Source organism: Nocardia sp. CNS-044 (assembly GCF_059570515.1).
In genome coordinates, this window is the sequence record NZ_JCANSX010000009.1 from 204,996 (window position 1) to 227,764 (window position 22,769).

Here is a 22,769-nt window from a genome sequence, read left to right on the forward strand (position 1 = left end):
TCGTGGCGGGCCCGGTCGACTCCTCTGGCCGGGCCCGCCGCCCCGGAAGGACATAGCTCATGGCAGCGAAGTACCAAGCCGGTCCGGTCCGCAAGATCCTGAACCGCGTCGTGATGGCGTTGGCCGCGCGCGGCGCGGGACCGGACGGCATGTACATCCTGGAGACCATCGGACGGCGCAGCGGCCTCACGCGCCGAAACCCGGTGCGCATCATCGAATTCGACGGACAGCGGTGGCTCGTCTCCCCCTACGGGGAGGTGGGCTGGGTGCACAACCTGCGCGAACGCGACGTCGTCGTGTTGCGCCGCGGCCACGACGAACAGCGGGTGTGGGCGGAATCGGTGCACGGCGACCGCGCGGGCCACGTGCTGCACCAGTACGTCAAGAAGGCGCCGGTGACGATGCCGTACTTCGACGCCTCGCCGCGCTCGGCGCCCGGCGTGTTCACCGCCGAGGCGCACCGACACCCCGTCTTCCTACTGCACGGCTGGAGCGAGACCCCATGACCACCACCCGCCCCGCGGCGAGTTCGGCGGCGCTCGAGACGATTCGCGATCCGAGCCGGTGGTGGGTGCTCGCCACCGTCTGCGTCTCCACGTTCATGCTCACCCTGGACATCACGGTGGTGAACGTGTCGCTGCCCGCCATCCAGGCCGATCTGTCGGCGAGCTTCGGCGCGCTGCAATGGGTGGTGGATGCCTACGCGCTCGGCATGGCCGCGTTCCTGCTGACCAGCGGCTCACTGGCGGACCGAATGGGCAGGCGCAGTTTGTTCGCCGGTGGTCTCGTGGTCTTCACTGCCGCGTCGGTCGCCTGCGGCGTCGCGGGAACTCCCTTGCTGCTGAACCTCTCTCGCGGCGTCCAGGGCGTCGGCGCGGCGATCCTCTACGCGGTCGGCCCCGCCATGCTCGCCGCGGCCTTCACCGGCAAGGAGCGCGGTACCGCGTTCGGCCTGTTCGGCATGACGACCGGGATCTCGGTCGCCGCCGGTCCGCTGGTCGGCGGTGCGCTCACCGAAATCGATTGGCGCTGGGTGTTCTACCTCAACGTGCCGACCGGGCTGGTGGCATTGCTAGTGGTGCTGGCGAAGGTGCCCGAGAGCGCGCGCCGGGGCGGCAGGCCGGTGGATCGGGCCGGGCTCGTACTGTTCTCGGCGGCGCTGTTCCTGTTGGTGTACGGCATCATTCGCGGTCCGGTCGCCGGATGGACAGCGGGTTCGACCATCCTGTGCTTCACCGGCTGCCTCGTGCTGGTCGCCGCGTTCGTGCTGGTGCAGCGCCGCGGCAAGCATCCCATGCTCGATCTGGGGCTGTTCGCCAACCGCACCTTCGACGCACTCTCGGCCGCGACGTTCGTCCTGAATTTCGCTGTCATCCCGGTGATCCTGTTCGGGGTGCTGTGGATGCAGGGCGTGCTCGGCCACTCCGCCATCGAGACCGGACTGCGCTTCCTGCCGCTCACCGCGATGCTGCTGGTGGCGGGCGTGCTCGGCGGCGTGTTGAGTGTGCGGGTCGCGACCAACCGGTTGATCGGCGCGGCGCTGATCCTCACCGGTATCGGGTTCCTGCTGCTCAACGCCATCGGCCCGGAGGACGACTGGACCGCCGCCCTGGTGCCGTTCCTGGTCGCGGGTATCGGTATGGGGCTGTTCAATCCGCCGCGGGCCAACGCCTCGGTCGCCATCGTCGCGCCGGAGGACTCCGGCATGGGCTCGGGCGTGAACGAGACCTTCCAGCAAGTGGGTTCGGCACTCGGCGTCGCGGCGCTCGGTGCGGTCGCGCACGCGCGGATCGCCGACAGTCTGTCCGGCCAGCCGGTGCCCGCCGCCGCGGTGGACGCGGTCGCGGCCGGATCCATCGACCGGCTCACCACCGAAACCTCGGCCGCCCACGCGGCCGAGCTGACCGACGCCGCGCACCGGGCCTTCGTGTCCGGCCTGCACGCCGTGGCGACCATCGGCGGGCTGGCCAGCGTGATCGTCGGCGCCGCCGCGCTTTTCCTGATCCGCCGTCAGGATTTCGTCCAGGATCCGGCCGCACCCGAACACGACGACGCACCCGCCCTGCCCTGACGGGCGGGCCGAGATCGAAGGGGAATCATGAACTGCCGCAAACAGATCGGACGAGCCACGGCGGTCGTGGCGACGGGTGTCGCCGCGCTGGCCTGCGGCACCGCGGGCGCCGACGTGGTGGTGCCGCTACCCGGCGCCCACCAAGTGCAGACGCTCATGGACGGGACGGTGGTCACCGTGCGCCTGACCGGCGAATCGGTGACCATCAACCCCTCGCTCGGCGGGACGCCGCTGCACCGCAACGCCTGGGTGTCCGGCAGCGCGCACGTCGAGGTGACCGGCGCGGGCGACCGGCCGGGCGGCAAACTCATCCCCGGCTACACCGTCGGCTGTCAGGTGGACATCTCCGGCGGCGGGGTGGAAGGGGGCGTGGAGGGCGGCCTCAGCTGGCGCGATCCGCAGAACGTCCGCCCGAACGTCGGCGCGGAGTCCGGTGGCGCGCTCTCGCTCGGCCCCGGCCAGACCCGCTCGTTCTACCTGCTGGACGTCGAGGTCCCCGACGACTTCGGCAACGAAGACCACAAGCCCGTCAACCGTTTTCGCGGTAACACCGCCTCGGTCACGTGGGCCGACTCCACCATCGCACTGACCGGATGCGCGGGCTACGCCCAAGCCCGAGCCTTCATCCGAGTCGAGATCGAGACCGCGAACGTCGCCTCCCACCTCACCGTCTGGGGCGCGCCGTTCAGCCTCGGCTAGTCGGTCGCGACGGCGCGAGCTCTGCCTTCCTCGAAGAAATCCAGTAATCGCGCGACGGTGGGCACCTGGTCGCGCGGGCGCGAGGCACCGAACGATTCGTTCCAGTAGGGGCCGGTGCGCGGGGTCCACGGGCCGACATACGCGTAAGGGCCCGGGTGGGACGAATCCCCTGGGGACACACCGAAATTGACCTCGTCCAGCGTGCTGGACAGGTCGAAATGCTCGGGCCACAGGACCGGGGTGATGTCGGGCGCGAGGCAGCGCAGGGCGGCGTCTCCGATGGCGAACCAGTCGGCGATCACGGCCGCGGCCTCCTCCTCGACGCGCACTTCGTCGTCGAGGCCGCGTCCGGTGGTGTCGGCGTACACGCCCTCGGGTGCGCCCGGCTCGAGGTTCGCCGCGTCGGCCAGCTGGCGGTAGGTGCCGGTCAACGGCGCGCGGCCGAACGGTCCGACCAGGCTGGCGCCGACCACCGACACCGGCAGCCGCGCCCCGCCGAACCCGCCGAGCACCACCCGCAACCGGATCGTGCCGTCGCGCCGGTACTGCGGCCCGGCGATCAGCAGCTCCGCCGTCCCGTGCAGGGAGTTCCTGGTCTCCCGGTACGTTGCCTCGTCCACTCCCGCATCATGCGCCGTCGCGGATCGGCGCACAGCGGTTTCGCCGCATCGCGTCTCGCGCGGCGCTCACCGGGCGAGGTCGCACAGGACCATGTCGATCACGTCCTGCACTCCCCCGTGCGGAGTGAGCGTGGTGATGATGTTGGGGAGCTGATTCATCGCGATGGTGACCGCGTGCCCGTCGGTGGCCGCGCCCACCACGCTGCTGCCCGCGATCGAGCCGCCGTGGCCCCACGTCTCGATGCCGCACCGATTCACCCTGCGGAACAGCCCGAGTCCGACCTCCTGGTCGAGCAACGGCACCCCGCTGGGAATCGTCGTGCGCATCTGCTCGAGCTGCGCGGGCGCGACAACCCGGCCGGTGATCAGCGCCATGAAGAAGCGGTTCAAGTCCCGTCCGCTGGCGACGATCGCGCCGTCGGGGAGTCCCCAGTTCGGGTCGATGTCGGTGATGTCGACGCGTTCCCCTCCGACGACGAGATAGTTGCGGGGATGCGGCCCCCGCACCACCTGCTCCAGCGGATACAGCGGCCAGTAGGTCTCCTGCAGTCCGAGCGGCAGGATGATCCGGCGCGTCACCTCGACGCCTACCGGCAGGCCGGTCAGCCGTTCGATCAACGAGCCGATGATCAGATAGTTGGTGTTGGAGTACCCCCATCGGGCGCCCGGCTCGAACTCGGCCGGTCGGTCCAACGCGGTTCGGATCAGCTCGGACGCCGGACGGTACCGCTGCATGCCCGCCACGCTGTCGAGATCCACCTCGTCCAGGTAATCGGGGATGCCGCTGGTGTGCTGGAGCAGATTGCGCACGGTGATGCGGCGCCCGTCACCCCCGGGCCCGGTGACCACGCCAGGCAGGTAGGCATCGATCGGCGAGTCCAGCTCGACACGCCGCTCGCCGACCAGCTGCAAGGCGACGGCGGCCACGAACGACTTCGTGTTGCTCGCGACGCGCACCCGCGCGTCGTCGGGGAACGGGGCCCCGGTGCCGAGATCGCCGACCCCGCTGTTGAGCCGCGTCTCGCCCGAGTCGCCGCTCACCACCAGCTGCGCGCCCGGCACACCCGAGGCGACCACGACCCGATCCAGCTCCGACTGCCAATTCGCCTCGACCCCCGGTTCCGCCCCGACGGGACTCGGCCCCGCCCACACCATCGACGCGACCAGAACAACCACCACCACGAACCAGCGCATGATCTCCCCTCTCCCCCGACCCCACCGCGATCACCGACGTGAATCCGGCGATCACAGGGATCGGATACAGAGCGAACAGTTCTCGAACGTCCGAAGTCCCACCCCCAGCCTCCCTCATGTCGAGCGCTCGAGGTAGCCCCCTCCGGTCCGCGATTTCCCACCGCCCGATCGGCGGTCGATGTTTCGAAGTCGCCTTCAGCGGTGTCCGCAGCGCTCCTGCGGCGAGCCTCGCGATCGCCTGTCCATGCGGCCGGTAACCCTGATTCTTTCCTGAGAATGCGCGCCTCCTGGGAACTCGAAAATTGTGAGAGCCGTTGGCGGGGAAGCACATCGGGTGGGTTCAACGGCGGGAAGGGTGCTGGCCTCATGCGGATAGGCACGATCGAAAAGGTGCGTTTCGGGGGCATCGCCGTTGCAGAACGCATCGAACGAGTGCTTACCGCGCGCATTGTGGCGGTGGTGTGAGTGTTCGCGTGGTGGGGCGGCTTGGTCTCGCGGATCCGGTTCGTGGTCATCGGGGTGGTGGCCGCGGGCATGCTCGGTTTGGCCGGTTACGGGGCCGGGCTCGCGGATCATCTGAGTTCGGGCGGAATGTTCGACCCGACCTCGGAGTCTTCGGAAGCCGCGCGGCTGGCCGATGCGGCGTTCGGGCGCAACCACGAAGGTGATGTGCTCGTCCGCTACACCGCGCCCGCGGGGCAGACCGTCGACGACCCCGATTTCTCGGCCAAGGTCGTCGCGAGCCTCAACGACCTACCGCGGCGATACCCGGAGCAGATCTCCGGCATCACCGCCGCCTACTGGCGTACCGAAACCGGCAAGATCAGTGGCCCCCGGCTCGCGACCGACGATCGCGGGCACGCCTTCGCGGCCATCGCCCTGCGCGGCGACGACGACACGACGATGATCCGCAACTACCGAGCTGTCAAAGGCGCCTTCGACATCGCAGGCGTCGATGTGCGGGTGAGCGGGTTGCAGCCGGTCGCCGGCGCACTCAACGACACCATCGCCGACGACATCCACCGGATGGAGCTGCTGGCCTTCCCCGTCGTCGGACTGCTGTTGTTCTTCGTCTTCGGCGGTCTCGTCGCCGCGGCGCTGCCGTTGGTCGTGGGCGGGCTGACGGTCTTCGGCGCCTTCGGCATCGTCAAGTTCCTCACCGAGTTCACCGAGGTCAACTCGTTTGTCTCCGCGGTGGTTTCGATGATCGGGTTCGGCCTCGCCATCGATTACGGACTGTTCATCGTCAGCCGGTTCCGCGAAGAACTCGCCGAAGGCTACGACACTCCCGCCGCCGTGCGGCGCACCGTGATGACCGCGGGGCGCACTGTTGTCTTCTCCGCGACAATGATCGTCGCCAGCGTCGGCGGAATGCTGCTGTTCCCCCAAGGATTCCTGAAATCCTTCGCCTACGGCGCGATCGCCACGGTATCGATGGCGGCCCTGACCGCCATCACGATCCTGCCCGCGATGCTGGCGGTCCTCGGTCCGCGCGTGGACATGCTGGGTATCAAGCGGTTTCGCCGGACCAGACCCGCCGAGGAGGTCGAGAACGGGTTCTGGGGTCGCAGCACCCGCTGGGTCATGCGCCACCCGGTCAAAGTATTGGTCCCACTGATGCTCGGGCTCGTGCTGCTGATCCTGCCCATCGGCAATCTGGCATTCGGCGGACTCAGCGAGAAGTACCTGCCGCCGGACAATCCGACACGCCTGGCCCAACAGGAATTCGACCGGCTCTTCCCGCTCCGCAAATCCGATCCCCTCGAACTGGTCTTCGTCTCCGACGACACCAACGCGGTCGGCGCGCTGTGGAAACAAGCCAACACCGCACCCGGCCTGGCCGCGCCCTTCGGTGTGCCGACCCGATCGACCACACAACCCGAGGTCTTCCGCACCACCGCCGCGCTCACCGACTCCAGCGACGCCGGGCCCTCCATCGATTACCTGCGTGACCTGCCACAGCCCGAGTCCGTGCGCATGCTCGTCGGCGGTATGCCCGCCCTGCAGAAGGACAGTGTCGACACTCTGCTGTCGCGGATACCGTGGATGGTCGCCCTGGTCGTGCTGGTCACGACGGTGCTGATGTTCCTGACTTTCGGATCGCTGGTGCTGCCGATCAAGGCCGCACTGATGAGCGCGCTCGGCCTCGGTTCCACCCTCGGAATCCTGACCTGGATCTTCATCGACGGCCACGGCGCGACGCTGCTGAACTTCACCCCGCAACCGATCACCTCGCCGGTGCTGGTGGTCATCATGGCCATCATCTACGGTCTCTCCACCGACTACGAGGTCTTCCTGCTATCCCGCATGGTCGAAGCCCGCGCCCAAGGCGCCTCGACCACCGAGGCGGTGCGCATCGGCACCGCGCACACCGGCCGCATCATCACCGCCGCCGCCTTGATCCTGCTGGTGGTCGTCGGCGCGTTCGCGTTCTCGGACCTGGTGATGATGCAGTACATCGCCGTCGGCATGATCGCGGCGCTGGTTATCGACGCCACGGTCCTGCGCATGCTGCTGGTCCCAGCGACCATGAAACTGCTCGGCGACGACTGCTGGTGGGCGCCGAGATGGCTGAAACGCATTCAGCAGAAGGTCGGCCTCGGCGAACCAGTCCTCGATGACGCGCATCCTCGTAACGCCAACCCGGTCGATCTGATCCGCACCACACCGGTCACCGATCCGGTCACCACACAGCTGCCCGCGGTATTCGGTCCCGACCCCACGCCGTAACCACGGCGGGTGTCACAACTTCGGCCCCCACACCCGCCCCGAGCCATCTCGACCGACACCGAACCGCCCACCACGCCGATCCATCGATAACGGCCGCCCAGCCGAAGGCCCGAGCACAAGAGCTTTCCTCGGCGCTGATCGTCGAGCGGCAATGTTCGGTCGATACCGCCCGGAGGGCTTCGTCGGGGCGCGGCACCCGAGTCGAGGACGGCCCCAACGGATCTAAATGGTACGCGCATATCGCATCCATGGTACGTTCGTACCGCGTTAAATGATACGTACATACCGCAACGAGGACGAAGGGGAGGCTCGTGCCGAAGATCGGGCGATTCACCAGCGCCGAAGCGAAGGCGGATTTCTTTCGCGCTTACGACACCGTGGCAGCGCGATGGCCAGTGCCCTCGGTCGACATCGATGTCGAAACACCGTTCGGCACAACACGAGTCCGCAAATCAGGAGTCGCCGAGGGCGCGCCGATCGTGCTGCTGCCCGGCATCGGGGGCAACGGCATGGTGTGGCACCGATTCATCGGCGAGCTGTCGCGCGACCGTGTGGTGTACACGCCGGACGTCATCGGATGGGCCGGGCGGTGTGAGCAGACCGCGCCGCTGCGCGATGCGGAGGACATCGCGACTTGGCTGGTCGCAGTCCTCGACGGTCTCGGTGCGGATCGAGTGCACCTCGCAGGAAATTCCTACGGCGCCTGGCTGGCCGGCGTGGTCGCGGTGTACCACTCCGAACGCCTGGCCAGTCTCACCATGATCGAGCCCAGTGGAGCCACCTTCGCCAGGCCGAGGGTGGGGCTGCTGGTCAAATTCCTGATGGCGGGCATGCGGCCGACTCCCGAACGCATGCGAAAGCTCACCAAGTGGTTGATGCCAGGACTCGAGCACACCGACGAAGAATTCGCGGTAGCCATGGCGACGACGAAGTTCCGGTCGGGAGTGCCGTGGGATCGGCCGTTCACCGACGAACAGCTGGCCGCCATCGCCGCGCCGAGCCTGATCCTCTACGGCGCCGAGACAATCGTCAGCGATCCTGGGCACGGGGCCGCTCGTGCCCACGCTTGCATCCCGAGCGTCGAGGTCGAGACCTACCCGGGCGTTGGACACGATCTGCTGTGGGCCAATCCGGACCAGGTGATTCCGCGCTTCATGAAATTCATCGACAGCCTGTGAGGCGGCCACCTCAGTCGAGACAGAACTCGTTGCCCTCGATGTCTTGCATCACGATGCACGACTCGTCGTAGCCATCGGCGGACAGTAGTCGCACGCGTACCGCGCCGAGGGCGACCAGTCGTGCGCACTCGGCTTCCAGTGCGGCAAGGCGCTTCTCACCCACGAGGCCGGTGCCGACCCGGACATCGAGATGCACCCGATTCTTGACGACCTTGCCTTCGGGAACGCGCTGGAAGTACAGTCGCGGGCCCGCTCCCGACGGATCGACGCAGGCGAACGACGAACCCTGACGCTCGAGTGGACGCGAGCGATCGACTTCGTCCCACGTGGCGAACCCCTCCGGCGGCGGCGGTACGACGTAGCCCAACACCTCGCACCAGAAACGAGCGACGCGCTCGGGTTCCGCACAGTCGAAAGTGATTTGGACCTGCTTAACCGATGCCATCGGTCCACCATAACGGCGTGTGCTGGTCACCGAGCCCTCGAACATCGACCTGAAGTCATGGGTTGACGTGCCGCCGGTAACGCGTCAGCCCGGAGACCCGGCGCTCCCTGTGCTCCGTAACGCCGCACGGTGGGCAATCGATGGTCAGGTGACAGCGAAGCGATGTGGCAGAGAGGATTTCGCATGAGAAGGACGACAACTGTCGTTGCCGCCGCCGTTGTTGCGGGTTTCGCTACCACGCTCGGATCCGGTGCGGCCCACGCCGCGCCGCAGGACTGCGTTGTCACGCGGGACCTGGTCGGCGCGACGGCGACGTGCCACGACGACGGACCCGCCGGGCGGGAGTACGCCCTGATCGTCGAGTGTTTCGGCCTGCACGGCGTGCCCAACGCCTTTCCGCTCATGGCCATCGGCCCTTACCAGGGTTCGTGGAGTGGCTCCTTCGGCCCGTCCGGCCAAGGCACGGCCTCGTGCATGGGCCCGCTGAGCATCGGGACCGCGACGAACGCCTACGTGACGATCTACCGGGACTGATCCATCACGCGCCGTCGAGCGCGACAGCACCTTCGCATCGGCGATAGCCCAGCCGGAAGACACTGGATCCCGGATGCCGACCGCGCGCTGATCATGTGCTGAACGCGGAAAGCGAGCGCGAGGTGGAGCCGCACCGAGGCGAGGCCCCACCGCATCGCGGGTCGATCATCATGCTCGTCCCCTCCGCGCGCCGATGTCTACCGGTCGAATCGTGTTCGGGTGCAGGCCCGTTACTCGCCCGGTAGACGGCGACCGCAGAGTTGACGCCTCAGCGCTGGCGAACTGGCCGGACGACGATCTCGTTGACGTCGACGTCCGGCGCTTGGCCCACCGCGTAGGCGACCGCATCGGCGATCGACTCGGGTGCGATCGCGTCGCGACGGTACTCGGCCATGAACGCCTTGGCCTGCGGGTCGCTGATGGACTCGGCCAGTTCGGTGGTCACCACACCCGGCGAGATCGTGGTGACCCGGATTCCGGGCGGCGCCTCCAGCCGCAGACCCTCGGTGATCGCCCACGCGGCGTACTTGGTCCCGCAATACACGGCCGCGGTCGGACTGACCGCGTGCGCGCCGATCGACGCCACCGTCACCAGATGGCCGCTGTCTCGGGCGAGGAAATGCGGAAGCGCGGCCGCGATGCCGTGCAGCAGACCGCGGATGTTGACGTCGATCATCCGATCCCATTCGTCGACGAGGCCCGCATCCAGCCGCGACAGCGGCATCACACCCGCGTTGGCGACCAGGACATCGAGTCGGCCGTGCCGCGCCACAACGTCGTCGACGGCGGAACGAACGGCCTCCCGATCGGTGACGTCGAGTTCGCACGGCTCGATCGCGCCTCCGCTCTCGTCGGCGAGCGCGTGCAATAAGTCCACACGCCGCGCCGCGGCGACAACGCGCATACCGTCGGCGGCGAGCCGACGGGCAATGGCGCGTCCGATGCCGCTGCTCGCACCGGTGACGAAGGCGACGGAGTCGGTCATGTTCTCTCCCCTTGGTCGGTCACGGTGGCCGCCACATCGGCGGAACACCGGCATCGCCAATCGGTCGACGCGACTTCCACTCTCGAAGCCCTCGACCGCCCCCGGCAGACCGAAACGTTCCTGGGAGTAACGCACCCGGAAACCCGGGGCGTCCGCGCCCTACGATGCGGATATGACCGGTGCCGAACTCGGTGCGTATCTCAGGCGGATCGCCAACAGAGCGATCCAAATGCCGCAGGCGATGATCCCGATCCGTTCAATGAGCCCTGCGGGTCCCCCGTCCACCAATTTGGCGGTGAGGGCGAAGGCGACGTATGAGGTGGCGACCAGAAGGCCGGTGGCTTTCGAATATCGGGACCAGCCGCGGCTTCCGAGTGCCTCGTCGCGTCGTGCGAGCACGAAGCAAGCCGCGGTCAGCGAAGTGAACTGAACCAGACCGAGGAGACTATGGATGGCGCCGTGAATGGTCAGCTCCTCCGACGCTCCCGGTGGGTACCCCAGCGAAGGGTCGGGCAGGACAGGCCCGATGGCGACGAAGGTGAGGCCATAGATGCCGAGCAGGATGGGGACCCAGGTGTTTCCACGTCCGCTACGCAGCAGCCGCCTCACTCCGACGGTGAAAGCGAGCAGGAGCGCTCCGGTGACGATGTAGTTGGTTATCTGCATCCACCCACCAGGCCCCAGTTCGAGGTTGCTGTCGGGGACCACCAAGGCGTTGTAGTCAGGGCGTATCGCCCCGAGGACGAGAACGACACTGATGTTGAGCAGTGGAGCGATGATTCCACAGGCCAGCAGTATTCGCGTTGCCGCTGACTGCTGTCCGGTATTTCGTGCTGTGGTTTCAGGGCTGAGGGTGTCGGTCACGACACGTGTCCTTTTGTCGTCGATCAGTGTGGGGGTTCGAGTTGCGTTCGGCTCGCCGACCGCACCCGAGGAGAACACCACTATCGACCGATCGGTCAGGCCGGGGATTGGAAAAATGTTCCCCAGGCCCGGTACCCCATAGCCGTTTACGGCTCCATCCGAGGATTCGGCGAGCTCGCCGACCTTCGCCTGGCCACCGGAGGCGAGTATGCGATGCCAGGCGGCGATCACCTCGGGATCCGGCGTCCGCGTCGACCTGTCACACTGCGCCAAAAACGATTTCGCCAGCGTCGTCGGCAATCAGTTCGCGACCCCCGAACTTACGGCGGGCAACGCTAGTCCTCGATCCAGCCGAGCTGAATCGCGTTCTCGTGCATGACGTCTTCGACTACGGGCAGCGTGAGGAACGAAACCGCATACAGAACAACGAGGAGCCCGATCGCAACGGCCCAACCTCGAACACTGAATTCCGGCAAACGCGCCCCGTCCTGTCCAGCGTCAGCAGTGCGGTCCCGACGTAGGCGCGTCCGCGGGAGCCGCCGGTCGGCCGGTCTCAGCATCCACGACACGATGGCGCAGATCGCGAACATCATTGCCCCCGACCACGACTCGATACCGTCACCGACTGCCAGATGGGACGCAACGGCACCCGACCACAGGAAAATGGCGCCCGCGTACGCCCACTCCTTGATCAGGGGGAGACCGGGCGCGATGATCGCGACGGCGGCGCCGACCTGCCACGCACCCAGCACGTAGGCGAGAAAGTGCGGGTATCCCAGATGCTGCAACTGGATTTCTATCCATTCGATCGGCACAAGGTTCCACACCGATCCCGCAACCAATTCGAAGACGATGACGAGCGTGGTGACCCAAAAGGCGATGGATCGGATCCGGCTCGAGTTCCGGTTGTTTCGTGCGACGGTGGCTGACTTCTCATCGGTTGCACGCTGGAAAACGTTGGTCATGGCCATGGTCAACTCCTGCCGAGAATGATGCCGATTCTGATCATTTTCCGAACTCCTGCTTTGCTGACAGTGTCACGACCTTCCGACGACACAGCCGTCCGGAATGTCAGGCGTACGTGGGCGAATGGATTCCAGAGCCGGTACCGAGCCGGTCGGAATGGCTCGACAGTTCCACCCCGGAGGATCCCGCCGCCCGGGTCACTCTCGATGAGTCGATCAGAGACACCCATCACCGCTGCCACCTCGACCGGAACCCAATCGGCGGGGCAGGTCACCACTGTCCCTGTTCGTGCAGCAGCCCCGATGTCAACCGGCGAACTTCGCGGCGGCCTGCGCGGTGACCGGGGTGAAGAGGTTGATCAGATTGCCGTCTGGATCGCGAAGCAGCAAAGACCGGTTCCCCCACGGCATCGTCGTGGGCTCGTTGACGAAATCCTCGACCGTATCTCGCAACCGCCGGTAATCGGCATCGACGTCGGGGACCAGGAATTCGATGATCGCCGTGTGATTGTCGGCTGGGTGCGCGCTGCCTGCCGCGAACAGCGCCACGGTGCGGGTGCTTCCGATCGCGAGGGTGCCGGCCGGTGTGACGATTTCGGCGAAATCCGGTGTAGCCCAGTGTGCTTCGACGCCGGTCACGTGGCGATAGAAACTGACCAGCCGCTGGATGTCGTCAGTGATCAGACGGATCGAGACGAGCTTCATTGTGTGCTCCTGCTGTCGGATGAGGCGGGGGTTCCACCGCCGCACGCCACGGTAGAGCCGATACCGGACAGTTTCCGCCCAGTATGGATGCGAGAATTCCCCGATGACGCGCCCCACCGCCCGAGTGCTGGCCCTGCTCGAGCTGTTGCAGACCGGCGGTACTCATACCGTCGGCGAACTCGCCGGACGGCTCGGCGTCGATGAACGCACCGTCAGGCGATACGTCACCCATCTCACCGACCTGGATATCCCGGTCCTGTCGGTGCGGGGCCGCTACGGGGGATACCGGCTCGCTCCCGGATACCGCATGCCACCGCTGATGCTGACCGACGACGAGGCGGTGGCCGTGTTACTCGGGCTCCTCACCAGCCTCGGCGCCGACCGGCCGACAGCGGCCGCCCGCGCAGCCGACAGCGCGACGGCCAAACTCCGCCGCGTCTTACCCCCACGTCTGACCGCCCGACTGGACGCACTGATCGACACCGTCGAATTCACCGCCGACGCGCGCCCGGAAGTGGCTGTCGAGACCCCCGTCCTGCTCCGGCTCGCCGAGGCCACCCGCGAGCACCGACCGGTCGCAATCGGGTACACCGACCGAAACGGGCGGTCCAGCCAACGGACCGTGCACCCCTACGGGCTCGTCGACCACTCCGGCCGGTGGTATCTGACAGGAATGGACAGCAACAGCGACGAACTACGCCAGTTCCGGCTGGACCGCATCACCGCGGTGAGCACACAGCCCGGAACGTTCGCTCCGCCTGCCGGATTCGAGCCAGCCGCTCATCTGCTGTCCGCATTGGCCAACGCGCCCTATCGGCACGAGGTATCGATCCGAGTCATGGGGATACTCACTCAGGTCCGCCCGCTGCTCCCTGCGACGATCGCGACCGTGCATGAGATCGACTCGCAGCCCGCTGACACCGAACCGTGGGTCCGGATCCGAATCCGCGCCGAACAACTCGACTGGATTCCCGCCCTGCTCGCCGGCCTGAACCGCCCGTTCATCATCGAGCACCCCGACACACTCAACGACGAGGTACGCGCCCTGGCCCGCCGACTCACCGCGGCCGCCGACGGCCGATACCAAAACCCATAGGTAGCAGCCCGGACGCTCGGTAAAGCCGCTGATCGCGCGGGCTGTTCCGGGCCTTAGGAGTGCGCAGTCGGCCCTGCTCGCCGGGGTGAAATCTCGGTTGACCCTGGCACCAGCCTCCAACTAGCCGAATGGTGTGCAGTCGGCTGTCGGCGATGGGACGCTTTTCCTGCCTTGTTGTTTGGCTGCGGTGAAAGCGGATCGGTGGCTAGTGGCCGATCTTGTCCAGTTCGACGAGGTCCTCATCGGAGAGCGGCAATTTCGCGCCGACGACATTCTCGCGCAGATGCGCGACCGAGGAGGTACCCGGGATCAACAGGATGTTCGGCGACCGCTGTAGCAGCCAGGCCAGAGCGACTGCCATCGGCGTCGCGTCCAGCCTGGCGGCTACGGCCGAAAGTGCCGAGGACTGAAGGGGACTGAATCCGCCGAGCGGGAAGAAGGGAACGTAGGCGATGCCTTCGTCGGCGAGCCGGTCGATCAGCTCGTCGTCGTGGCGGTAGGCCAGGTTGTACATGTTCTGCACGCACACGATCGGGGCGATCGACTGCGCCTGTGCGACCTGCTCGGTGGTCGCGTTGCTGACCCCGAGGTGCCGGATCAGCCCCTGTTGCTGGAGTTCGACGAGCGTCTCGAACGCCGCCGCGAGCGAGCCGGATCGGGTCCCCTGGGCATCGCCGAGTCGGAGGTTGACCAGGTCGAGCACCTCGACGCCGAGGGTTTCGAGGTTGTCGTCGATGGCGCGGCGCAGATCGTCGGGCTCTCGGGCTGGGGGCCAGCCGCCCTGCCGGTCACGGATCGCGCCGACCTTGGTCACGATGTGCAGTGATTCGGGGTAGGGGTGCAGCGCCTGCCGGATCAGCCGGTTGGTGATATGCGGTCCGTAGGCATCGGCGGTGTCGATGTGGGTGATGCCCAGGTCCACCACCTCGCGAAGGACCGCGAGTGCGCCGTCGTGGTCGGCCGGTGGCCCCAAGACCCCCGGACCGGCCAATTGCATTGCGCCGTAACCGAATCTGCTGACGGTCAGATCCCCCAGGGACCAAGTACCGCCGGGAAGCGCGGTGGACTGCATGCCCATGACTGTGCCTTTCGTATCGAGCTGGTTAGTGGTGCACAACCGAACGTTGCTCCAGAATGGAGGTGTAACTCTCTGATGGGAAGTACGCACCTCGAAGTGCGTAATGCACTCGCGGATCACAGGAGCGGTCGATGGCAACACAGACAGCGGCGCAGAAACGGGCACAGACCAAGGCGCAATACGACGCGTTCCTGGCGGCATGCCCGAGCCGCCAACTGCTCGACCGGATCTCCAACAAATGGGTCACGCTGATCCTGTGTGCGCTCGGCGGTGACGGTGGTTCGATGCGCTATTCGGAGCTGTCCCGCCAACTGGCCGGCGTCAGCCAGAAGATGCTGACCCAGACATTGCGCTCCTTGGAACGAGACGGTCTGATCACCCGCACCGTGACGCCGACCGTGCCCGTCACGGTCTGCTACGAGTTGACCGAACTCGGCCTCTCACTGCGCCAGATGATGCGTGGGGTGAAGAGCTGGGCCGAGATACACATGGACGACGTGCTCGACAACCGAGCCAGCTACGACACCGGCACCGCCTGATCAAGCCGCGGATGCTTGCACGAACGCTCAAAATATTCGCCAGTGACCTTGCGGGCCACGGCGATCCGCTCCTCGGCGGTGAACAGCGCGCGCTTGCCGACGTTGTTGCCGACGGCAGACGACAACTTTGCCAAAGAGCGTTGCGGCACGGTCCTGGGGCGGCCATCCTGTAATAGCCGCTTACAAGTTCGGATCGCCGACCTGGGCCGGCCGAGTGCACCACCATGCCGATGAGCGAGCATCTGCACCAGCTGGACAGAGACTTCGGTGTCGTGTTGCGGCAGTCTTTCAGAAGGCGGGTCGACCAGATCTCGTCGAGGTCAGTTGAATGATCGGGATGGTTCGGCCCGCCTGGTCCGCCTCCCGGCGGTATGAGATGTACGCCGGGAAGACCCGATCGGCGATGGTCCAGAGTCGTTGGCGCTCGGCCTCGTCGTGGATCACGGTCGCCCGCATCGGGGCCCCAGCGAATACGACATCGGGATTGGACAGAAGGTTGTAGTACCAACCGGGATTGGTCGCGCTGCCCGCGTTGGACGCCACGATGACAAGGCGATCACCGTCCAGGAAGTAGATGAGGGCGTTGCGTCGCGGAGCTTTCGTCCTGGCGCCCTCGGTCTCGAGGATCGCAGTCGGGAAGATGAGGGTTGTTGCCATGCGGCCACGCGTGAGTCGCAGTAACAGCGGATCGAGTTTCCATGCGATGCGACGGGAGATGAACCTCGGCAGGCGAGCGGCAGCGAAAGCCGAGTAGGTTCTGACAAACCATCCGGGCCGACTGGTCGGGTCGATCGGCCTCGACCGCAAACGGTGCGCTCCGGCAGTTCTGACGACAGCGATCTTCTTCATCCACAATGAACGTCCGCTAGCCGCCTATCGCGCGGTCGGACAGCCTGTCTGGCACTCGAAATACCTCCTGGGCGCTGACTGAATTGGCGACGTGAACGCCGCCAATCCGCCTACCTCGACTTCCTCGATGCCGTCGACGCCGCAGACCGAGCCATTCAGCTGTATTTCCGCGACCGCCGGGCCGCCGCGACCGAACCTGTACCTCTTCAGCAAGCGCGGGTAGCGGAGGTCCGGCATCTGTTCGAAGACGCGGAACAACGCGGCAACAGGGTCTTGCTCGAAGGCCCATCGGGCGTGGCTGAGGCAGCTCGCAAACTGATCGAAGTGCAGGCCGACTTGGTCCGAGAGGTTCGAGAATTTGGCCAGGCACACGCGGCTGCGGCAGAAGACGCTCATGAACGAGCCCGGGCGCCGAAGCGACTGGACTGAGCTACATGGCCGCGCATCACGAGTTCATTGATGTGGCACGTGCGGCGCTGGACGGGGTAATCGACGGAAGCTGACCAGGTCGACTCCGACTTGTAAACGGCGCCTGCCCTTCTCGGCGCGCCAGCGCACCGATGATCGGGCGCGCTCACCGGCATGAGGGGCCTCCCAGCGCGACGTCGGCCCGTTAGCGCAGCCGAGCGCTCAGCGGCAATACAGGATCTACTCGAGAGCGGTCTGGCTGAGGCGCTTGCTCAATGGTCGGGTGTGGCCTCGGGCGTGTACGAGCAAGTCGCGTCGCGGCGTTCGGACGGCTGCGCGGGGCGGCTGGCGGCGTATCGGGCGGGAACCGTCGGAGGCAGGGACATGCCTTCGGCAATCCAGGCACCACTGGGTAGCAGGGATGGTCTGCAGCAGGTGAATCGGTATCTCGGCGTGACAGCGGCGGCAACGGCCGTAACGGCCTGTAGCGATGAGCGTGAGCGTGTTCTCGATGTCGGCCAACGCTTGTAGTGCTGCCTTGGCCAACTTGATGGTGACATCACGCCTGGCGGCATCAGCCGCGTTCGTGGGTGCGGCGCGGTCGAGTTCGGCTTCGAGTTCTGCCAACTGCTGCAGGCGGAAGCGGCGTTGCTGGTTCAGTCTGGCGTGCAGGGCGGGCAGGTGATCGTTGAGGCGTGCGGGTGAGATGGGGTGTGCGTAGGTCATCCGGATCTCCGGGGCTGATGGTTTGGAAAGTTGTTCGAGATGTGGTCACGTGAGAAGGAAGGGACCGCCCTGGCGGCGCCCGGTGCATAACCACCTCCACGCGATCGGAATATTCGCTGACAACCCCAGGATCGTTTACACCGGATGGCTGCGCTTGTCCGGCTGCGCCAATTGTCGGTGCGTAACTTGTCCGATTTCTCCACGCTCCGGGGGGCCTGCTTGCCCGCGCGCCGTCTTCAGACGCTGCAGCAAGATGTCGCCCAAGGCAGGGTCGTACGCCGAGTGACACGATCCGCGGAACGTCCCCCGTGTAGCGCCCAGGCACTTATCGGCGCCGCCAGCCGTGGGTGCTCCACCCGATCGGCTCACGAGGTCGACGGCGCCGCTGTCAAGGCACGACGGTGACCGGGCAGCGGGCACGGCGCAGCAGCCGCGCGGGCGTGGATCCGATCAGGCGGACAGGGATTACGCTCATGCTGAACCGCTTGTCCGCTGTCGTGATTGTCAGGTCAATGCACGGATGTGACCGCAGCGGCCGGTGTGGTCGCGATAGTTGCGGTGCGGATGCCGGGCACTGTGCGGGTCAGGGCGATGGCGATGCGCCGTTCGGATTCGTCGGCGAACCGGCCGCAGATGGTGGCGTCGGCTTCATCGACGGTGACACGCCAGCGCCGTGCGCCGGTGTATTGATCGAGGCGATTCTGTGCCTCGGCAGCGAGTGTGTCGTCGGGAGTGAGCATGATTCGCAACGCGTCGCCGCGGCTGAACATGCCGACCACGCGGCTGTCGGCATCGACGACCGGCAGACTGCGAAGTCCGTGCGCAATCAGCCTGTTCAAGGCCTCGGCCAGTGCCGCGCCACCGGGCACCGACACCGCCGGCGTGGTCATCACCGCGGCGACGGTGTCATCGAGTTCACCGGCCCGCAAGAGGTCACCGCTGTTGAGTATCCCAACGAGGCGATCGTTCTGGTCGAGAACAGGCAACGCCGCGTAACCCAGTTCGGCAAGCATCAGCGCCGCCTCGCGTACTGTGTTGTTGTGCCGCAAGGCGATGATCGGTCGTTGCATCACCTCGCTCACCTGCATGTCCTTCATTCCGTTCAACTCCGTTCAACTGGCTGCTAGCTCGGCGCGAGAGGACAGATCCATGGTTGGGCTGTCCTCGTGCTCGCCGGAGGCTGGGTCGGTCAGCAGGTAGGGGACCGCGCGTAGCAGCGTCACTGCCATGGTGGCGCCGGTGGGGGCGCGGTAGGTGCGGCGTTCGCCCGGTCGCGCTCCGGCGATGGCGCTGCCCAGTGGCGAGTGCGTGGAGTAGACCTCCATCTCGCTGTCTTGGGCCTCGCGTACCGCGAGCAGGAACGTTTCGACCTCTCCGGTGTCGTCGTAGCGGACGGTCAAGACCATGCCGGGTTCGGCTACTCCGTCGTCGGGCGGGTTCTGACCGATGAGGGCGTTGCTCAGCAGCTGGTGGATCCGGCGGATACGTGCTTGGCGCGCGGAACGCAGAGCCTGGCCCAGTGCGTAGTCGTCACTGCCCTCATCAGACATTTCGGCGTCGCGTTGCGCGTGGAGCTCGAGTAATTCGGTCCGAAGCCGGTCATAGGCTCGAGGGGTCATCCAGACGCCTGCGGTGCTGGTCATGTAGGTTTCCTTCCTGCTGGGGCCGGGAGGTATCGGCAGGGGCGGGCCAGGGCGGCGTACCGCCCCTGACAACGCGCGGGCTCTGAGAGCGGGCCGGGTTTTTCAGTCGCTCGGACCCACGGCTACGCGGGTCAGTGCCGAATCAGCGATCGGATTCGCGCGGCGCGTCAGGTCCGTAGGGTGTGTTGACGACGATGGCTGGCCACGGTCGGTTGTCGATCTGATCGATGCCCACCATTTCGCTGCTCCTACCTGCGACTTCTGCTCACACCTCCAATGATGGCGTGGCTGCCGAGGTGATCAGTTGCGCTCTTCCGACAATCGAGGCGTCGAGATTGTGGCGAGGGCACAGCGCAGGGTTGTCAGACGTTGTCGGTGGCGGCGAGTTCGATCATCATCGCCAGGCGTTTGCGGGGATCGTCCAGGTCGAGGGTGGTCACCTCGGCCATCTTGCGCAGCCGGTTACGGATGGTGTTTTCGTGCACGCCGAGTAGGGCGCCCGCCTCGGCGGGGTCGCCTTGGGACTGCAACCAGGCGCGCAGAGTCGCCACATACTGGGTGGAGTTCGCGCGGTCGTGGCGCTGCAACTCCGACACCGGCCCCCGTGCGGGGGTGCGCCCGGAAAGCCCTGCGGTACGAAGGCGTTGCAGCAAGATTTCGTCCCACGACTCGTCATAAGCAGGCGGTGCGGTATCCGCCGAGCGTGCCTCGTGCAGCGCCAGGCATTCCTCAGCCTCTTGACGCGCCAACGCCAACTCCGTGGCCCGGGCAACACCGCTGATACCGGCCAGCACTGTCATCCGCTCGGGCAGCGCCGTCTGCAGCTCGCTCATCCAGCGGCGCGCCGTCACCGCTTGATCAGCGGGCAGCACGGTGTAGATAGTGTCGCCGACCAGGGCGCTGCGACTCGGACGTGACCAGCCGAATCCTGTTGTCGCGCGTTCGAAGACCTGCAGCAGTGCGGCATGCTGCTCGTCGCCGATCCGAGCTCGCAGCGCGATCACCCGCAAACTCTCCAACGCCAACCCCAGCCTGCTGGCCACCGTCGCCGCGTCCGCGGCACCCTCCAGCAAACCGATCACCAGGTCGGATTCCACCTGACGCTCCAGGTCCGCGCTGGCCCGCGACCGCAACAGGTGCAGCGCCACCGTGCGCGCCCCATCGACCAAAGCCGCGCGCCGAGCCCCCCGCAACGGTGCTGGGCACGACACCCATACCGAGCCCAGCAGTTGCCGACCCACACGTACCGCCACGACCATCCGCCCCGTGAGACCGCGTTCCGCCTGCGCGGGAACGAACAACGGTTCTACCGAGGCTGCCAAATGCGCGAAAACACCGTGAGCATCCAACAGAGCCCGCAACCACGGCGGCATCTCCCGGCCCAGGATCGTCTCGACCCATGCGGGGTCGAGATGCTGCTGAGGCCCCCTGGAATAGGCCAGGACCCGAGATTGACGATCCTCGATCGTCACTGCCCCCTCGACTGCGTCGGCCAGATTGTCGGCCAAGGCAAACAGATCGGTCGGGCCCCGCCCGGCCTCGGTCTCACGGCCTTCCAGCACCAACCCATAGACCACCGCGGCCACCTCGCTCCAGGCCACCTCGCGACTGATCACCATCACCGCCACACCCTCGACCCGCGGCTCGTCCTCGGTCTCCGCACCCCCTCGTAAAAGCGCGACAACAGCCCGTGCCGACACTGCCCAGTCCACCACCTCCGAGACCGAGCGTGCCCCGATCCCCAGCAGCACATCACCCACTTCCGCGGCGTCCTCATCGGCACCGTGGATCACCACGCTGCGCAATGGGGTGGATCGAGGAACCGAACCCAACCTCAAACGGACCCCGTAACCACCCAGAATGTTCGCCAACCGATCCAATGTCACCATCGGCCGCTCCTGTGTCGAATCGACGTCAGCACGATCAGACGACCCGACCCGACCAGGAAGGTCGTGGACCAAGACGCCGGACCGCCTTCCATAATGGACTCGAGCCGTAGACGCGTGCGCTGTGTTCGGCGAGAGGCTTCCGCGGCCCGCCTGTGTCTCGTCTCGGCCGGTCACGGTTCGGCGGATCTGTCCGGTCGCGCAAGGAGATCGGCGAGTACGACTGCTCGAGAGATGTGGGCGTTCTTGACGCCATGTCAGCTATCGGCGCTCGATGACGTGAAGCAGCTTGCCCAGCACAGCACAGATAGCGTAGGGATTGGGCGAGGCTACTGAAAGGTAACCAGATGGGTACTGTGCGTGCCGCGTCGTGTTTGCTGGAAGTGTCGAATTTGGATCGTTCGATCCGCTTCTACTGCGACGTGCTCGAATGCCATGTCTCGATTCACGAGCCGGACGCCGCGCTGCTCTTGACACCCGAAGGCTTCCAGCTGTATCTACGGGTGAGCGGGATGCCTGCCAGGCGCTACGTCGGTGACCTGGGCGTCGTGCACCTCATCTGGTCCACCGACAGCAAAGCAGAACTGGATCGCATCGAACACCGAATGCGCGCGCACTACCCCAGTACCCATACCAGCACCGCGAACGGGATCAGTTTCGTCGACGGCGTCGACCCGGATGGTTGCCGCGTGCTGATCACCTACCCGACCCCCGAACAGCTTCCACGCGAGGTAATCGATCACCGCTTCCGATGACTCCTGACCGATGATCCCGCCACACGATCTCGACCGAGGAGGTGTCGAACCGCCACGCCTTGCCGTTCTGATCGACCCATTTCGCGGCATACACCCGCGCGGGTTCGACGATGACCTTCTCGACCAGCCGCGCAGCAGCCTCGTGCCGCCAGCGCGAACCCTTCGTATCCCACGGCCTGACGCGACTCGCCCGGTGTGGACCCGATATCGGCCAGCACCGCGAGAGCTTGCGCGCCACGCAACGAATCCTGTTCGGCACGAAGCGCTTTCAGTTTCTGCTTCAGTCCGATCGTCGCTCGCATGTCGTCATGCTCGGCGCGGGTGACACAGCAGGCCACCGCGCCCGATGCCGGGTGCCGGGTGCCGGGTGCCGGGTGCCGGGTGCCGGTACACTCATACACCCGAATGCCGTTGCCCTCCGGGTTGTCCAGACACTCGCACCGCTGCCCGTTCGCGTCGGTGTGCTCACCCAGGTCGTAGACGACATACGCCTCCAACGGCAGCAATTCACTGAGCTTGCCCACCCGCCACAGCTTGCCCTCGGAGGCGGTGATTCCCCGAGCGTTCCAGTCGGTGACGATCGTGGTCTGCGACTCCCCGTTGACGATCCGATCCCGCCCTTCACACAGAACAGCAACCTCGGTCTCCCGCAACGCATACCGGTCAAGAACGTCATCGCCGGTAATCGGATGGGTGCCAACGACTTTCCCGTACCCGAACCGTCGTGAACCGCCCTGCATCACCCTTTGGCAGACCGAAACGTTCCTGGGAGTAACGCACCCCCGAACCCGGGACGTCC

Annotated in this window: 25 protein-coding genes; 9 read left to right on the plus strand and 16 right to left on the minus strand. The window is 66.3% G+C overall.

The annotated features are described in order from the left end of the window. Positions 1-59: 59 nt before the first annotated feature. Genes T333_RS23675 through T333_RS23685 form a run of 3 tightly spaced genes read left to right on the plus strand, consistent with a single transcriptional unit; the run spans position 60 to position 2,770 of the window. The gene (locus T333_RS23675) at positions 60-506 is read left to right on the plus strand and encodes a nitroreductase family deazaflavin-dependent oxidoreductase (RefSeq protein WP_496425869.1); all 447 of its coding nucleotides are present in this window, start codon (positions 60-62) and stop codon (positions 504-506) included. Beyond that, entirely contained in the window at positions 503-2,071 is a 1,569-nt protein-coding gene (locus tag T333_RS23680) for an MFS transporter (RefSeq protein WP_496425870.1), read from the plus strand. The genes T333_RS23675 and T333_RS23680 overlap by 4 nt, the downstream gene beginning before the upstream one ends. A gap of 27 nt (positions 2,072-2,098) precedes the next feature. Then, entirely contained in the window at positions 2,099-2,770 is a 672-nt protein-coding gene (locus T333_RS23685) for an MspA family porin (RefSeq protein ID WP_355002354.1), read from the plus strand. Here the strand turns inward: T333_RS23685 and T333_RS23690 are convergent. Together T333_RS23690 and T333_RS23695 are read right to left on the minus strand one after the other, a co-directional pair. Then, positions 2,767-3,390, minus strand: coding sequence for a hypothetical protein (locus tag T333_RS23690; RefSeq protein WP_496425871.1), 624 nt, complete (start codon positions 3,388-3,390; stop codon positions 2,767-2,769). The two genes, T333_RS23685 and T333_RS23690, sit on opposite strands and share 4 nt — an antisense overlap. Positions 3,391-3,456: 66 nt before the next feature. After that, positions 3,457-4,584: a serine hydrolase domain-containing protein gene (locus T333_RS23695; protein WP_496425872.1), complete on the minus strand. Its 1,128-nt coding sequence runs from the start codon at positions 4,582-4,584 to the stop codon at positions 3,457-3,459. Positions 4,585-5,049: 465 nt separating this feature from the next. Here T333_RS23695 and T333_RS23700 point away from each other — a divergent pair, with 465 nt between their 5' ends. Beyond that, entirely contained in the window at positions 5,050-7,314 is a 2,265-nt protein-coding gene (locus tag T333_RS23700; protein ID WP_496425873.1) for an MMPL family transporter, read from the plus strand. Positions 7,315-7,625: 311 nt separating this feature from the next. Next, positions 7,626-8,492, plus strand: a complete 867-nt coding sequence (locus T333_RS23705; RefSeq protein ID WP_496425874.1) for an alpha/beta fold hydrolase — start codon at positions 7,626-7,628, stop codon at positions 8,490-8,492. Positions 8,493-8,502: 10 nt separating this feature from the next. Here the strand turns inward: T333_RS23705 and T333_RS23710 are convergent, their stop codons facing one another. Further along, on the minus strand, positions 8,503-8,937 hold the full coding sequence (locus T333_RS23710; RefSeq protein WP_355002657.1) for a VOC family protein: 435 nt from the start codon (positions 8,935-8,937) through the stop codon (positions 8,503-8,505). Between the two features lie 183 nt (positions 8,938-9,120). On the opposite strand from T333_RS23710, the gene T333_RS23715 reads away from it, so the two are divergent. Next, the gene (locus tag T333_RS23715; protein WP_496425875.1) at positions 9,121-9,471 is read left to right on the plus strand and encodes a hypothetical protein; all 351 of its coding nucleotides are present in this window, start codon (positions 9,121-9,123) and stop codon (positions 9,469-9,471) included. Positions 9,472-9,739: 268 nt separating this feature from the next. Here the strand turns inward: T333_RS23715 and T333_RS23720 are convergent, their stop codons facing one another. The 4 genes from T333_RS23720 to T333_RS23735 all read right to left on the minus strand — a co-directional run bounded on the left by T333_RS23720 (position 9,740) and on the right by T333_RS23735 (position 12,990). Beyond that, the gene (locus T333_RS23720; RefSeq protein ID WP_357248607.1) at positions 9,740-10,456 is read right to left on the minus strand and encodes an SDR family oxidoreductase; all 717 of its coding nucleotides are present in this window, start codon (positions 10,454-10,456) and stop codon (positions 9,740-9,742) included. A 159-nt stretch (positions 10,457-10,615) separates the two neighbouring features. Further along, the gene (locus T333_RS23725) at positions 10,616-11,551 is read right to left on the minus strand and encodes a DUF998 domain-containing protein (protein ID WP_357248604.1); all 936 of its coding nucleotides are present in this window, start codon (positions 11,549-11,551) and stop codon (positions 10,616-10,618) included. 104 nt (positions 11,552-11,655) lie between these two features. Beyond that, positions 11,656-12,291 carry a DoxX family protein gene (locus tag T333_RS23730; RefSeq protein ID WP_496425876.1) on the minus strand — a complete coding sequence of 212 codons (636 nt, stop codon included), beginning with the start codon at positions 12,289-12,291 and terminating at the stop codon, positions 11,656-11,658. Between the two features lie 300 nt (positions 12,292-12,591). Continuing rightward, positions 12,592-12,990, minus strand: coding sequence for a VOC family protein (locus tag T333_RS23735; protein WP_496426122.1), 399 nt, complete (start codon positions 12,988-12,990; stop codon positions 12,592-12,594). A gap of 103 nt (positions 12,991-13,093) precedes the next feature. Between T333_RS23735 and T333_RS23740 the strand changes: the two genes are divergently transcribed. Continuing rightward, on the plus strand, positions 13,094-14,086 hold the full coding sequence (locus T333_RS23740) for a helix-turn-helix transcriptional regulator (protein WP_496425877.1): 993 nt from the start codon (positions 13,094-13,096) through the stop codon (positions 14,084-14,086). A 205-nt stretch (positions 14,087-14,291) separates the two neighbouring features. Here T333_RS23740 and T333_RS23745 read toward each other — a convergent pair whose 3' ends face one another. Beyond that, entirely contained in the window at positions 14,292-15,164 is an 873-nt protein-coding gene (locus tag T333_RS23745; RefSeq protein WP_496425878.1) for an aldo/keto reductase family oxidoreductase, read from the minus strand. A 131-nt stretch (positions 15,165-15,295) separates the two neighbouring features. Here T333_RS23745 and T333_RS23750 point away from each other — a divergent pair, with 131 nt between their 5' ends. Beyond that, the gene (locus tag T333_RS23750; RefSeq protein ID WP_357248595.1) at positions 15,296-15,703 is read left to right on the plus strand and encodes a winged helix-turn-helix transcriptional regulator; all 408 of its coding nucleotides are present in this window, start codon (positions 15,296-15,298) and stop codon (positions 15,701-15,703) included. On the opposite strand, the gene T333_RS23755 is transcribed toward T333_RS23750, so the two are convergent. The 7 genes from T333_RS23755 to T333_RS23785 all read right to left on the minus strand — a co-directional run bounded on the left by T333_RS23755 (position 15,682) and on the right by T333_RS23785 (position 21,218). After that, positions 15,682-15,837, minus strand: a complete 156-nt coding sequence (locus T333_RS23755) for a hypothetical protein (protein WP_496425879.1) — start codon at positions 15,835-15,837, stop codon at positions 15,682-15,684. The genes T333_RS23750 and T333_RS23755 overlap by 22 nt on opposite strands. A gap of 154 nt (positions 15,838-15,991) precedes the next feature. Beyond that, positions 15,992-16,360 (minus strand): nitroreductase/quinone reductase family protein, encoded by a 369-nt coding sequence (locus T333_RS23760; protein WP_496425880.1) that lies wholly within the window; start codon positions 16,358-16,360, stop codon positions 15,992-15,994. A gap of 216 nt (positions 16,361-16,576) precedes the next feature. Next, a complete protein-coding gene (locus tag T333_RS23765) occupies positions 16,577-16,948 on the minus strand; it encodes a hypothetical protein (RefSeq protein ID WP_496425881.1) in 372 nt (123 codons plus the stop codon). Positions 16,949-17,200: 252 nt separating this feature from the next. Further along, positions 17,201-17,686, minus strand: coding sequence for a TraR/DksA C4-type zinc finger protein (locus T333_RS23770; protein ID WP_355002339.1), 486 nt, complete (start codon positions 17,684-17,686; stop codon positions 17,201-17,203). 509 nt (positions 17,687-18,195) lie between these two features. Beyond that, positions 18,196-18,783, minus strand: coding sequence for a CBS domain-containing protein (locus T333_RS23775; protein WP_496425882.1), 588 nt, complete (start codon positions 18,781-18,783; stop codon positions 18,196-18,198). 15 nt (positions 18,784-18,798) lie between these two features. Next, positions 18,799-19,329, minus strand: a complete 531-nt coding sequence (locus tag T333_RS23780; RefSeq protein ID WP_357248583.1) for a GreA/GreB family elongation factor — start codon at positions 19,327-19,329, stop codon at positions 18,799-18,801. A gap of 362 nt (positions 19,330-19,691) precedes the next feature. After that, positions 19,692-21,218 (minus strand): PucR family transcriptional regulator, encoded by a 1,527-nt coding sequence (locus tag T333_RS23785; RefSeq protein ID WP_496425883.1) that lies wholly within the window; start codon positions 21,216-21,218, stop codon positions 19,692-19,694. A gap of 344 nt (positions 21,219-21,562) precedes the next feature. On the opposite strand from T333_RS23785, the gene T333_RS23790 reads away from it, so the two are divergent. After that, a complete protein-coding gene (locus T333_RS23790) occupies positions 21,563-21,970 on the plus strand; it encodes a VOC family protein (RefSeq protein WP_355002335.1) in 408 nt (135 codons plus the stop codon). On the opposite strand, the gene T333_RS23795 is transcribed toward T333_RS23790, so the two are convergent. Next, positions 21,955-22,710 (minus strand): hypothetical protein, encoded by a 756-nt coding sequence (locus T333_RS23795; RefSeq protein WP_496425884.1) that lies wholly within the window; start codon positions 22,708-22,710, stop codon positions 21,955-21,957. The two genes, T333_RS23790 and T333_RS23795, sit on opposite strands and share 16 nt — an antisense overlap. Positions 22,711-22,769 lie beyond the last annotated feature (59 nt).

Coding starts and splice junctions, on each gene's coding strand:
- T333_RS23675 (WP_496425869.1), top strand. CDS start 60: ATGGCAGCGAAGTACCAAGCCGGTCCGGTCCGCAAGATCCTGAACCGC.
- T333_RS23680 (WP_496425870.1), top strand. CDS start 503: ATGACCACCACCCGCCCCGCGGCGAGTTCGGCGGCGCTCGAGACGATT.
- T333_RS23685 (WP_355002354.1), top strand. CDS start 2,099: ATGAACTGCCGCAAACAGATCGGACGAGCCACGGCGGTCGTGGCGACG.
- T333_RS23695 (WP_496425872.1), bottom strand. CDS start 4,584: ATGCGCTGGTTCGTGGTGGTGGTTGTTCTGGTCGCGTCGATGGTGTGG.
- T333_RS23710 (WP_355002657.1), bottom strand. CDS start 8,937: ATGGCATCGGTTAAGCAGGTCCAAATCACTTTCGACTGTGCGGAACCC.
- T333_RS23715 (WP_496425875.1), top strand. CDS start 9,121: ATGAGAAGGACGACAACTGTCGTTGCCGCCGCCGTTGTTGCGGGTTTC.
- T333_RS23720 (WP_357248607.1), bottom strand. CDS start 10,456: ATGACCGACTCCGTCGCCTTCGTCACCGGTGCGAGCAGCGGCATCGGA.
- T333_RS23730 (WP_496425876.1), bottom strand. CDS start 12,291: ATGGCCATGACCAACGTTTTCCAGCGTGCAACCGATGAGAAGTCAGCC.
- T333_RS23735 (WP_496426122.1), bottom strand. CDS start 12,990: ATGAAGCTCGTCTCGATCCGTCTGATCACTGACGACATCCAGCGGCTG.
- T333_RS23740 (WP_496425877.1), top strand. CDS start 13,094: ATGACGCGCCCCACCGCCCGAGTGCTGGCCCTGCTCGAGCTGTTGCAG.
- T333_RS23745 (WP_496425878.1), bottom strand. CDS start 15,164: ATGGGCATGCAGTCCACCGCGCTTCCCGGCGGTACTTGGTCCCTGGGG.
- T333_RS23750 (WP_357248595.1), top strand. CDS start 15,296: ATGGCAACACAGACAGCGGCGCAGAAACGGGCACAGACCAAGGCGCAA.
- T333_RS23760 (WP_496425880.1), bottom strand. CDS start 16,360: ATGGCAACAACCCTCATCTTCCCGACTGCGATCCTCGAGACCGAGGGC.
- T333_RS23765 (WP_496425881.1), bottom strand. CDS start 16,948: ATGAGCGTCTTCTGCCGCAGCCGCGTGTGCCTGGCCAAATTCTCGAAC.
- T333_RS23770 (WP_355002339.1), bottom strand. CDS start 17,686: ATGACCTACGCACACCCCATCTCACCCGCACGCCTCAACGATCACCTG.
- T333_RS23775 (WP_496425882.1), bottom strand. CDS start 18,783: ATGAAGGACATGCAGGTGAGCGAGGTGATGCAACGACCGATCATCGCC.
- T333_RS23780 (WP_357248583.1), bottom strand. CDS start 19,329: ATGACCAGCACCGCAGGCGTCTGGATGACCCCTCGAGCCTATGACCGG.
- T333_RS23785 (WP_496425883.1), bottom strand. CDS start 21,218: ATGGTGACATTGGATCGGTTGGCGAACATTCTGGGTGGTTACGGGGTC.
- T333_RS23790 (WP_355002335.1), top strand. CDS start 21,563: ATGGGTACTGTGCGTGCCGCGTCGTGTTTGCTGGAAGTGTCGAATTTG.
- T333_RS23795 (WP_496425884.1), bottom strand. CDS start 22,710: ATGCAGGGCGGTTCACGACGGTTCGGGTACGGGAAAGTCGTTGGCACC.